Source organism: Deltaproteobacteria bacterium, from assembly GCA_022340465.1.
Classification (GTDB): Bacteria; Desulfobacterota; Desulfobacteria; order Desulfobacterales; family B30-G6; genus JAJDNW01.
The window spans coordinates 1-11,745 of sequence record JAJDNW010000032.1; the positions used below are offsets into that span (position 1 = coordinate 1).

At 57.5% G+C, this 11,745-nt stretch carries 10 protein-coding genes; 7 read left to right on the forward strand and 3 right to left on the reverse strand.

Features of this window, described 5'->3' with window-relative positions; genetic code table 11:
- The first annotated feature begins 289 nt into the window (after positions 1-289).
- The 6 genes from LJE94_05830 to LJE94_05855 all read left to right on the forward strand — a co-directional run bounded on the left by LJE94_05830 (position 290) and on the right by LJE94_05855 (position 7,291).
- A complete protein-coding gene (locus LJE94_05830; GenBank protein MCG6909629.1) occupies positions 290-1,564 on the forward strand; it encodes a branched-chain amino acid ABC transporter substrate-binding protein in 1,275 nt (424 codons plus the stop codon).
- A gap of 310 nt (positions 1,565-1,874) precedes the next feature.
- A complete protein-coding gene (locus LJE94_05835) occupies positions 1,875-2,828 on the forward strand; it encodes a branched-chain amino acid ABC transporter permease (protein ID MCG6909630.1) in 954 nt (317 codons plus the stop codon).
- Entirely contained in the window at positions 2,825-4,102 is a 1,278-nt protein-coding gene (locus LJE94_05840) for a branched-chain amino acid ABC transporter permease (protein MCG6909631.1), read from the forward strand. The genes LJE94_05835 and LJE94_05840 overlap by 4 nt, the downstream gene beginning before the upstream one ends.
- Positions 4,099-4,851 carry an ABC transporter ATP-binding protein gene (locus tag LJE94_05845; protein MCG6909632.1) on the forward strand — a complete coding sequence of 251 codons (753 nt, stop codon included), beginning with the start codon at positions 4,099-4,101 and terminating at the stop codon, positions 4,849-4,851. Before LJE94_05840 ends, LJE94_05845 begins: the two co-directional genes overlap by 4 nt.
- Positions 4,852-5,550, forward strand: coding sequence for an ABC transporter ATP-binding protein (locus LJE94_05850; protein ID MCG6909633.1), 699 nt, complete (start codon positions 4,852-4,854; stop codon positions 5,548-5,550).
- Positions 5,551-5,662: 112 nt separating this feature from the next.
- Complete coding sequence (locus LJE94_05855; protein ID MCG6909634.1) at positions 5,663-7,291, forward strand: long-chain-fatty-acid--CoA ligase; 1,629 nt, start codon at positions 5,663-5,665, stop codon at positions 7,289-7,291.
- A 69-nt stretch (positions 7,292-7,360) separates the two neighbouring features.
- On the opposite strand, the gene thiS is transcribed toward LJE94_05855, so the two are convergent.
- The 3 genes from thiS to LJE94_05870 are packed head-to-tail and all read right to left on the reverse strand — an operon-like array spanning position 7,361 to position 10,455.
- On the reverse strand, positions 7,361-7,558 hold the full coding sequence (gene thiS / locus LJE94_05860) for a sulfur carrier protein ThiS (protein ID MCG6909635.1): 198 nt from the start codon (positions 7,556-7,558) through the stop codon (positions 7,361-7,363).
- 31 nt (positions 7,559-7,589) lie between these two features.
- Positions 7,590-9,731 carry an aldehyde:ferredoxin oxidoreductase gene (locus LJE94_05865; protein ID MCG6909636.1) on the reverse strand — a complete coding sequence of 714 codons (2,142 nt, stop codon included), beginning with the start codon at positions 9,729-9,731 and terminating at the stop codon, positions 7,590-7,592.
- Positions 9,724-10,455: a FadR family transcriptional regulator gene (locus LJE94_05870; protein ID MCG6909637.1), complete on the reverse strand. Its 732-nt coding sequence runs from the start codon at positions 10,453-10,455 to the stop codon at positions 9,724-9,726. Before LJE94_05870 ends, LJE94_05865 begins: the two co-directional genes overlap by 8 nt.
- Positions 10,456-10,677: 222 nt before the next feature.
- On the opposite strand from LJE94_05870, the gene lipA reads away from it, so the two are divergent.
- Positions 10,678-11,562: a lipoyl synthase gene (gene lipA / locus LJE94_05875; GenBank protein ID MCG6909638.1), complete on the forward strand. Its 885-nt coding sequence runs from the start codon at positions 10,678-10,680 to the stop codon at positions 11,560-11,562.
- Positions 11,563-11,745 lie beyond the last annotated feature (183 nt).

Below are 11,745 nucleotides of genomic sequence, written 5' to 3' on the forward strand. Positions count from 1 at the left end.
GTCCACATCTAGCCCATTTGTACAATGAGGGTTTACCTTACCGGATCCGTTGAATTTTGCAACACCTTCTTCCGTTTGGTGCCGGGGGTGAATTCAGCAGGGTGAACAAGTGGTGTTGATTTCAAAGGCCTTGACAGAAAATGATGCAGCCATTATTAAAGATGGACCAACCGATCTGTTTCCCCTTTTAAGATAAAAATCAACCTGTAAAAAAGAAGGAGGTGATAGACAAGATCGTCCGTTTACCCAAAACCAGATAAATGGCAATTCAAGAAGCAAGGAGGCCGTTATGAAATGCAAGCAATTGTGTTATATCCTGGCAGGTATCGCGATGTTCATGTTCCTCGTTGGCCCGGCAACCGCAGCCGACACCATCAAGATCGCCTACATAGATCCCTTGACCGGACCTTTCGGCAGTACCGGTGATGCCGGCCACAAGCACTTTGAATACATGGCCGATCGCATCAACGCTGCTGGCGGCGTGTTGGGGGGCAAGAAATTTGAAATTGTGCCCTTTGACGACAAGATCAGTGCCAAGGAAGCACTTGTCAACCTGCAAAACGCCATCGATCAGGGCATCCGCTTCGTGACTCAGGGCAACGGTTCCAGTGTGGCCGGTGCATTGATCGAGGCGGTCAACAAGCACAACAAGCGCAACCCGGACGACCCGGTCCTGTACTTCAACTACGCCGCGGTCACCCCCGCGTTTACCGAGGAAGGCTGCAGCTTCTGGCACTTCCGCTTCGATGCGCATGTGGCCATCAAAATGGACGCCATCTCCGAACACATCAAATCCCGGCCGGAAATAAAAAAGGTCTATCTGATCAACCAGGATTATGTTTTCGGACATTCCTGCAGCGAGGTCATCCAGGCCATGCTCAAGGAAAAACGCCCGGACATCGAGATTGTGGGCGACACCTTCCATCCCCTGGGAAAAGTCAAGGACTTCTCGCCCTACATCAGCAAAATACAGGCCTCCGGCGCCACGGTCGTGGTCACCGGCAACTGGGGCGCTGACATGCAGCTGCTGGCTAAAGCAGCCAAGGAAGCCGGTCTCGAGGCTGAATTTTACACCTTTTACGGCGGCGGTCTGGGAGCGCCTTCCGGCATCGGCGCGGCCGGTGAGAACCGCATCAAGCAGGTCACCGAATGGCACAACAACCTCTGGAACGAACAGAACAAGCCGGCGGACAAAGAGTTCTACCTCGGATGGCAGGAACAGTATGCCGTGGGCAACAACGCCCGCCTGAACTGGTATTACGGCCGCATCCAAACCATGATGGAAATGGTGGCCAAAGCCTTTGACAAGGCCGGCTCCACTAGCCCGAAAGCCGTGGCCTATGCCCTGGAGGGCATGGAATACGAGACCCTTTACGGCAAAGTCATCATGCGTGCCGACGACCACCAGCTGTATCAGCCCATGTTCATTTCCACCATGGTCAAGGTTGATGGTGACAAGGTCAAATTTGATGTAGAGCAGACCGGCCTGGGGTGGCGGACCGACATGAAGGTGGACACCGAGACCACCATGCGGCCCACCGTCTGCAAAATGGAAAGACCCTAACATTAGATTCTGATATAAAATCATCGATGCAGGTCGTCCGTTTAGGGGAACACGCGGCGGGCGGCCTGCTTCGGTTCTTAGGGACACATTATCGCCTATGCCGGTTGCCATCAATTTCATATCAGAGGAGCACAACCAAGCATGAGGCATTCATCTTCGCTGATGATGCGGGTTCCAGGAAGGTACGGAACCTGATCAATCATTGACATTAGAAACAGGTTTCCGCACCCAAGGTGTTCATACCCCGGATTGATGGGAAAATCGAACCGGCTTAAAACAAGGCCGGTTGTTTCTAATGAAAGGGAACGATATGGTCGAATACATCGTATTCTCTCTCCTCAACGGCCTGCTTTACGGCATGCTGTTGTTCATGCTCTCCAGCGGCCTGACGCTGATTTTCAGCATGATGGGGGTGCTCAATTTTGCCCACGCCTCGTTTTACATGCTGGGCGCCTATTTCGCGTTTCAGATCAGCGCCTGGGTAGGGTTCTGGCCTGCCTTGATCGTGGCGCCGCTATTGATCGGCGTGCTCGGTGCCCTGGTGGAGCGCTTCGGCCTGCGCACGGTTCACAAATACGGTCACGTGGCCGAACTGTTGTTCACCGTGGGGCTGGCCTTTCTGATCGAGGAAGCGGTGATCCTCATCTGGGGGCGCAATGCCATGGACTACCGCGTTCCCGAGCTGTTGGATGTGCCGCTGCTTACCCTCTGGGCCACCGATTTTTCCATGTACCGGGGGTTTATGCTGCTGGTGGCCGTGTGCATGTTCGTGGCGCTTTTCCTGGTGCTGACCCGCACGCGCATCGGCCTGATCATCCAGGCCGCCCTGACGCATCCCCAGGGCGTCAGCACCCTGGGGCACAATGTTCCCGCGGTGTTCATGCTGGTGTTCGGCGGCGGGTGCGCCCTGGCCGGCATGGCCGGGGTGATCGGCGGCAACTATTTCCTCACCGACCCTGGAATGGCGCGCATGCTGGGCCCCATCGTGTTCGTTGTCGTGGTGGTGGGCGGCATGGGCTCGCTGACCGGCGCCTTTGTGGCCTCCTTGCTTTTGGGGACCATCCAGACGTTTGCCGTGGGCCTGGAGGTTTCTCTTACCGACTTGTTTGCCCTGTTCGGCGCGTCACCTGATTTCGAAAGCGGCATTCTTAAAGACCTGTTCCGCATTCAGATTTCCCACACAGGCCCTATTCTACCGTATGTGTTTATGGTGTTAATGTTAATTTTCAGGCCCAAGGGTCTTATGGGGACGCGTGAAACATGAGAAAAAAATTCGCTTCCAAAACCTGGTTGTCGACGGTGGCGCTGTGGGGCAGCGCCGCTTTGCTGGTGGCCTTGCTTCCCATCGCGTTTCGATCGGGTTTCATGCTCACCTTGCTGAGCGAAATCGGCATCATGGTCATCTTCGCCCTTTCCTACAACATGCTCCTGGGCCAGACGGGATTGCTTTCCTTCGGCCATGCCGTCTATTTCGGTCTGGGCGGCTTCATCACCATGCACGCCCTCAATTTTGTCAATGACGGTGTGCTGCCGTTGCCCCTGGAACTTTTGCCGGTGGTCGGCGGTCTGGGCGGTCTCATTTTCGGCATTGTCTTCGGTTACGTGTCCACCCGCCGGGCCGGTACGCCCTTTGCGCTGATATCCTTAGGCATCGGGGAGCTGATTGCGGCCAGTTCCCTCATGCTGCCCAGCTTTTTCGGGGGGGAGCAAGGCATTTCCGGCGACCGCATGGCCGAGATTACCCTGACTCCTTTTGGGTTCGGCCAGAAGATCGAGGTGTACTACCTGATCGCTTTCTGGATGCTGGCCAGCGCCGGGCTCATGTACCTGCTGACCCAGACGCCTTTGGGGCGCGTCGCCAATGCGGTCAGGGACAATCCCGAACGGGCGTCTTTCGTGGGCTACAACGCCCACATCGTGCGCACCATCCAGTGTTCCCTGGCGGCCTTTTTTGCCGGTATCGCCGGCGGGCTGTTTGCCATCAGCTATGAAATCGTCACCTCGGAGATCGTGGGGGCCATCCCATCCGGCAATGTCCTGATGATGACCTACATCGGCGGCACGGGATTCTTTTTCGGTCCTATTCTGGGGGCCATCCTCATCACCCTGATGGAACTGATGCTGGCCCATGTCACCCACGCCTGGGTGCTCTACTACGGCCTGATGTTCATCGCCATGATTCTGTGGGTGCCGGGCGGCATGGCCAGCCTGATCATGATGCACAAACCGCTGATCAAGGGGCGTGTCATGGGGGGCGTGCTCAAGGCCTATGCGGTCATGGCCGGTCCGGTCATCATCCTGTTCATGGGATGCATGTCCCTGATCGAGATTCTCTACCACCTGTCGTTGAGCATCAAACCCGAAGACCCCATGTCGCTGTTCGGCATCGAATTCTATGTCCAGTCCCTGGCGCCATGGGTAATCTCCCTGGCCTTAACCATCGGCGGGTTTTTACTTTTTCTCAAGAACCGGCAAGTTGTCAGCAGGGCGTGGCAAAGCGCCGCCAACCAAATCAAGCAAAAGGAATCCGCATCATGACGCAAGCGGCTCTGGAGCTGATCGACATCCACAAAAGCTTCGGCAAAACCAAGATCATCAACGGGGTTGATCTGTCCGTTCAGAACGGCGAGCGCCACGCCATTATCGGTCCCAACGGTGCCGGCAAATCGACGCTGTTCAATCTCATCAGCGGCTTTTATGAAGTCAGCAGCGGGCAGATCAGGCTACGGGGGCAGGCCATCACCAATCGTACCCCCCACCAAATCAACCGGCTGGGCCTGTCGCGCAGCTTTCAGGTCACCAACATTTTTCCCAGGATGAGCGTATTCGAGAACATACGCTGTGCCCTGTTGTGGCCCCTGAAGTACAAGTATTCTTTCTGGCACCATTGTGGTTCCCGTAAACGGCTGAATCAGCAAACGGATGCGCTGCTTGAAAAAATCAACATGGCCGACCGCAGGAACATCGCGGCCGGTGAATTGGCTTATGCCGAGCAGCGGGCCCTCGAGATCGGTATCACCATTGCCGGCGGGGCGGACGTGGTCCTGCTGGACGAACCCACCGCCGGGATGAGCCACAGCGAAACCGACCGGGCCGTGGAACTGATCCGCAGCGTCACCGAAAACAAGACCCTGGTGGTCGTGGAGCATGACATGAGCGTGGTCTTCAACCTGGCCGACCGCATTTCGGTGCTGGTATACGGCGAAATTATCGCCTCGGATACCCCGGACAATATCCGCAACAACCGTCAGGTTCAGGAAGCCTATCTGGGTGAGGAGGTGGCCTAAATGCTGGAAGTCAGGGATTTGCACGCCTATTACGATCGCAGCCACATCCTCCAGGGCGTTAATTTAAAAGTAGGTGAGGGAGAGATCGTCAGCCTGCTGGGGCGCAACGGCGTGGGAAGATCCACGACCTGTAAGACCATCATGGGGCTGGTGCCGCCCAGGGGATCGATCCTATTAAAGGGCGAGGAGATCGCAGGGCTGAAACCCCATTTGATCGCGCGCAGGGGCATCGGTTTCGTGCCCGAGGATCGTTGGATATTTCCCGGCCTGACGGTCCTGCAGAACCTCCAATTAGGGGCCAAGAGTGCAAAGATGGAAGGGCGCTGGACCGTCGAGGACGTGTTCAACCTTTTTCCGCGGCTGGGCGAACGCTCCAATGTCCACGGTGGGCTGATATCGGGTGGGGAACAGCAGATGCTGACCATCTGCCGCACCCTGATGGGGGATCCGGATTTTATCATGATCGACGAGCCTACCGAAGGCTTGGCGCCCAAACTGGTGGAACAGGTGGGGGAGCTGATCCAGGAGATCGCCCAAAGAGGGGTTTCGGTGCTGCTGGTGGAGCAGAAGCTCAGCATTGCCCTGAAAATCTCACAGCGCCTGTACATCATGGGACATGGGACCATCGTTTTCGAGGGCACGCCGGGTGATTTGAAGTCCAACGAGTCCATCAGGAAGGAGTGGCTCGAAGTTTCATAAATAGCGGTGAAGATGCTTGCGCAATTCCCCATAAAAATGTAATTTGCGTGGTGTTCGCCGTTCTGACTGTCAGATTATCAGCCAAAGTTAAATGAAGAAGAGGAGGGTAACAATGTACGGATTAATGCAGGATCGCCCCTTGATGATTTCAGATTTGATCGAGTTTGCGGCCGTGAATCACTCTGATGAAGAGATCGTGTCGCGTACCGTCGAAGGCCCCATTCACCGCTACACCTATAAGGACTGTGCCGCAAGGTCGCGCAAATTGGCCAAAGCCCTGGAAAAGCTTGGCATTCAGCAGGGGGACTGCATCGGCACCATGGCCTGGAACGGCTATCGCCACGTGGAGATTTATTATGCGGTTTCGGGTATGGGGGCTGTCTGCCACACCATCAATCCGCGTCTTTTTCCGGAGCAGATGATCTATATCGTCAACCACGCCGAGGACAAGTATATTTTTACAGACCTGACCTTCGTCCCGCTGTTTGAAAAACTGGGAGACAAAATGCCGAATGTCAAGGGTTTCATCGTCATGACCGACGAGGAGCACATGCCGGAGACCTCCCTTTCCAATACCATCTGCTACGAGACGCTGATGGCCACGGCCGACGACGACTACGCGTGGCCGCTGTTCGACGAGCGGACGGCCTCTTCGCTGTGCTACACTTCCGGCACGACCGGCAACCCCAAAGGCGTCCTCTACTCCCACCGTTCGACCGTCATTCACAGCTATGCGGTGTGCACGCCGGACGGCCTGGGGCTGTCCAATGCCGAAACCATTCTTCCCGTGGTTCCCATGTTTCATGTCAATGCCTGGGGCATCCCCTATGCGTCGGCCATGTGCGGCGCCAAAATGGTGATGCCCGGTTCACAAATGGACGGCGCATCCCTCTACGACCTAATGGAGGGCGAAGGCGTCACCATTTCGGCGGGTGTGCCCACCATCTGGATGATGCTGCTGGCCTACATGAAGGAGAACGGCAAGCGGCTCTCCAGCATGCAGCGCACGGTCATCGGCGGCGCGGCCGCACCGCGGGCCATGATCGAAACGTTTGAAAATGACTACGGCGTCCATGTGATCCATGCCTGGGGTATGACGGAGATGAGCCCTATCGGTACGGCCTGCAACCTGAAGAAAAAGCACGCCAAACTTTCCAAAAAAGAGCAAATCGACCTGTCTCTGAAACAGGGACGCGCCGTTTACGGGGTGGACATGAAGATCGTCGGCCCGGAAGGGAAAAAACTTCCCTGGGACGGCAAGGCCTTCGGAAACCTGATGGTCAGGGGCCCCTGGATTACCTCCGGCTACTTCAAGGGGGAGGGTGGCGACATTCTTGACGAGGAAGGCTTCTTCGACACGGGCGATGTGGCCACCATCGACCCGGACGGATACATGCAGATTACCGACCGTTCCAAGGATGTGATCAAGTCGGGCGGCGAGTGGATCTCCTCGATCGACGTTGAAAACGAGGCCGTCGGGTGTGACGGCATCGCCGAGGCCGCCGTGATCGCCGTTCCCCATCCCAAGTGGGACGAGCGACCCCTGCTGCTGGCGGTTAAAAAGGAAGGTGCCGATGTTACCAAGGAGCAGGTAATCGATCACCTCAAAGGATCGCTGGCCAAGTGGCAGCTTCCGGATGATGTGGTTTTTGTGGACGAACTACCGCACACGGCCACCGGCAAGCTCCTCAAAACCAAGCTGCGGTCCGAATTCGCCGACTATAAGCTGCCTTCTGCCTAAAAGATTTCGACGAAGGGGAAAACGCCCCCGCAGGTAAGACGGCGGGGGCGTTCGCGGGCCCCATTTTCTTCAACCGCCTGCCACCATGGGTATCAGGTAGATGTCGGCGTTGTCGGGGATCCGGTATGTGTCGAAACGAGGCCTGGTCACGTATGTGCCGTTGACCCTTATCACGGCATAGGGGTGGGGATCGTCGAGGCCGTTCAAGAGGTCGGCAACGGTCATGCCTTCCCGCCAGGGAATCTGGTCATCGTTCAGGGTTATCATGGTTCTTTTCATCCGACGCTTTTTGCGCGGCTCACGATGTTATGCCGCTGGCTTCCAGCACCTCGAGCACTTCCGGAAAATCGATCTTCAGGCGTTTGACCGTTTCCAGGGTGGGCACACCGTCGGGGGTCCAGCCCCTTCTTGCATAGACGGCGTCCTGCAGTTTTGTATACTGCTGTTCGCGGAACTCGCGCAGCAGGGTGACCTTTTCCGCACTCGATTTTCCTTCGATGTCGGTGTTGTGTTTTTCTTTCAGCTGGTCGTCGTAGCGCTCCTGACGTGATTCATACTCCTCGACCGTCACCGGCCCCATGGCGCGGTAGGGGATGGTGTCATGCTCGCGGCGGCCGAACCCCATTCTCAGGTTGAAAAGACGCTGGAAATTGTAAACCGCTTCGCTCATGGGGATGAGGTCTTCGGGGCTTACCTGCCGGCCGGTGACGGCACTGAAATATTGGGCATACCAGCGGATGTGCTTGATGACCTTGGCCGGTTCCTTCTCATCCTTGTTGTCTTCGGGCACGATGTCGTTCCAGGGGAGCTTGCACAGGCCGCACAGAGAGAACCAGGTTCTGAAATTGGGAAACCAGTGAAGCGCCTCGGCCTTCTGTTCGAAGGTGGGCATGTAGTTGTGCACCATGTCCAGGAAAATCAGCCAGGCCTCGTCGTGCTGGGGGCCTTTGAGCGCCATGCCGTAGCCGCCCTGCTGGGCCAGGGATTCCTTGGTCATATATTCCGAAAACTCCAGGCCCTTGGATTCCATGCCGATGTCCCGCATGATGTCCGCATCGGCGCCGAAGGACTCGGCAAACACCTTTTTCATGCGACGCACACCCTGGCCCACGATCATGCCGAACCCTTCGCCTTGGGCCATCTGGTGCAGCAGGGTGAGGGCGCCCATGCGATTGCCGAAGCTCAGATCCAGGCCGCCGGTGGCTTTTTTGTCGATCAGCCCCAGCTCGAAGCATTCCATGACAAAGGCGATGCTGGTTCCCACGGCAATGGTGTCCAGCCCGTAGGCATCGCAGTAAAAGTTCATTTCCACAATGAAGAAGGGATCGAAAACCCCCAGGTTGGATCCGCACCCGGCGATGGTTTCATACTCCGGCCCGTCCACATATACCTTCTGTCCCGCGTAGTCGCCGGTCAGGGGGACGAAATCCTTGACCCCGTGGGAGCAGGCCACGGTGCACCCCATCCAGCAGCCGTCGAAGCCCGGGTCGAAGATGTCTTTATAGACGTCTTTGCCGATGAGACCGGCGTGTTTGTGCTGTCCGAATTTGAAGTTGTGCGTGGGGAGCAGATCGAAGTCGTTCATGATGGGAACCAGGTGGGTGGTCCCGATCTTGGACATCTGGTTCTGCTTGGGGTCCAGGGCCACAATCTCCTTGGAGTAGGCCTTGCCGACGCTGCGCAGGGCTTCCAGGTCCGCGGGGTGGTTAGAATCCAGTGATACCGAGCCCCAGCGGGCGACGACGGCCTTGATTCCCTTGTCGGCAAAAACGGAACCCAGGCCGCCCCTGCCGGCCTGTTTGTAGCGTGCGCGTTTGCGCTTGTTGTCGTACCAGGTGAAGTTGAGGCATCCCATGGCGGTGTGGGCCGCCCCCGGTCCGGTTGAAACCACCGAGATGCTGCGGGGGTTGCCGTCGGCAAAGTGGTCGGTGAGCGTTGTTGACAGGGCATAGGCATCCGTCGGCAGGCCCTTGGAGGCGAATACCTTGACGCTCTGGTCGATGCCGTCCACCAGGATGACCACCTCCCGATTCGATTTCCCCTGGATTTCCATAGCGTCGAATCCGGAAAATTTAAGGTAAGGCCCGAAGTAGCCGCCCACATTGGAATCCATGACCGAATTCGTGACCGGCGAGATGGCGGCGACAATGCTTTTGCCCGAACCCGGATAGGAGGGGGTGCCGCCCATGGGGCCCGAGGCGATGCAGACCGTGTTTTCTGGGTCGTTCCAGCGGGTGTCGGGGGTGACGGCGTGCCACAGCAGCCACAGGTCGAAGCCTTTGCCGCCGATGAAGATGTCTTTCATCGGCGGCGCAAGCGGCTTGACGGCGATGTCCGGCTCGCCGATGTCGACGTACAGGGTCTGGTTGGCATAGCCCCGGTCGATTGCCGGGCGCTCATACGAGAGGCCTTTGATTTCTTCCAGCGTAAAGTCAGTCATGGCGGGGTTCCTCCTGCGCCTTTTGTTTCATGCGGCGGTTAAAACGGTGTATGTGGTTCTGGGCGATGATGCGGGCCTGGTTGGCATGGCCTTTTTCCACCGCCTCGATCATGATTTTCAGGTCCTGATAGTTTTCCCTCAGGTCGGATGGGCCCATGGACAGGAACCGGTCGTAATACTGGTGGATGTTCCGGTGCACGGAGTGGATCAGGGAAACGTAGATCGGATTTCCGGTTATCTCCGCCAGCAACAGATGAATTCGGATGTCGGTGTCGATAAAGTCGTCGCGGGCCGCCGTCCCCTTGCCGAGATACACCCGCGCCTTTTCCAGCAGCGCTTTCAGCTTCTCCACGTCTTCCGGGCTTGCCCTTTCGGCCGCCAGGGCCAGGATGCTGCCCTCCACGGCTTCCCGGAACTCGGCCAGGTGGTTCAGGGACACCCGCTGGGTGCGGATCAGCAACCCGAGACTTTCACTGATTTTATCCCTACCCACAGCTTTTACCACAGAACCGCCACCCACACCAAGCTTGATTTTGATCAGTCCCTTTTCTTCCAGCACCCGCAGGGCCTCGCGCAGCGTTCCCCGGCTGGTGTCGAACATCGTCCGCATGTCCCTTTCGGAAGGCAGGGTGTCGCCGGCGTTCAATCGTCCGTCCAGAATGGCCTCCTGAATCTGGTCCACGATGTCCTGGAAAATTCGGTTTTGGGAGGCGGCTTTAAACATAATGGTTTAACCATTGACTAAACCGCCTCAAAAGTCAAGGCAAAAGGACATTCTGTGCCGTCCGCGTAGCCGTTCTTTCTCGTGCATCGGCGGCTTTAGTCTAAATGGTTAGACCATTACACTCATCGGTGTTTTCAGCCGTGGTTCGGGGTCACATCGGCCTTGCAAAAGCGCAGAGGAAAAAGGTTAGAAATCGAAGCCGAATACTGGTATGGTGGGTGCATGACTGATCGCGGTGCCATACATGCAAGACGGAAGCCGGCGTGGCTGAAACGGCGGATGCCCACGGGCAAAGCCTATGAAAATGTGCGCCGCTTGCTGGACCGAAACTGCCTGCACACCGTCTGCCAGGAGGCCAAGTGCCCCAACCTCTGGGAGTGCTTTTCCAAGGGAACGGCGACCTTCCTGATTATGGGGTCCCGGTGCACGCGCAATTGCCGCTTTTGTGCCGTTGAACAGGCCCCCACCGGTCCGCCCGATCCGCAGGAGCCCGATCGGATTGCGGAAGCGGTTCAGACCCTCAACCTCGACTACGTGGTGGTGACGTCGGTCACGCGCGACGACCTTCCCGATGGCGGCGCCGCGCATTTCGCCGCCACCATCGCCGGTATTCGAAAGGTCAATCCCGGGACCCTCGTGGAGGTCCTGATACCGGATTTTCAGGGATCCCGCATGGCCCTGGAACGGGTTCTCGAGGCGGGGCCCGACGTCCTCAATCACAACCTGGAAACCGTCAAAAGACTGTATCCAAGGGTTCGGCCCCAGGCGGTTTACGAACGGTCGTTGGAACTGCTGCAGCGTGCCCGTCGAAGCCGTCCCGAGCTTCCGGTCAAATCCGGATTAATGCTGGGTTTGGGGGAAACGCGTGACGAAATAGATCGGGCCTTGCAGGATTTGCTGGGCCACGGGTGCAGCCTGTTGACCCTGGGGCAGTATCTGCAGCCGTCCCAGTCGCATCTTCCGGTTGTGGATTTCATCGCACCCGAAGCGTTTGACGCGCTGCGCAAAAAGGCGCTCGACATGGGCTTTGCCCAGGTGGCCAGCGGCCCCTTCGTGCGCAGCTCTTACCATGCCAAGGAGCTTTTCGGGGCCTCGGCAGCCCGGTGAGGCCGCCGCTACTTTCGCGCTTCGGCCCCGGCTTTTTTGATTTCCGCCAGGTAGAGCTTGATAACCGGTGAAATTTCAGGCGGGTGCCACTTGGTTTCGGCGGGCGCTTCGTGCCAGGTGAAGGGCAGGTGAACGACCTCCCCGGGTGTTTCAGCCGTTTCCAGTATGGACAGGGCCGCCCGG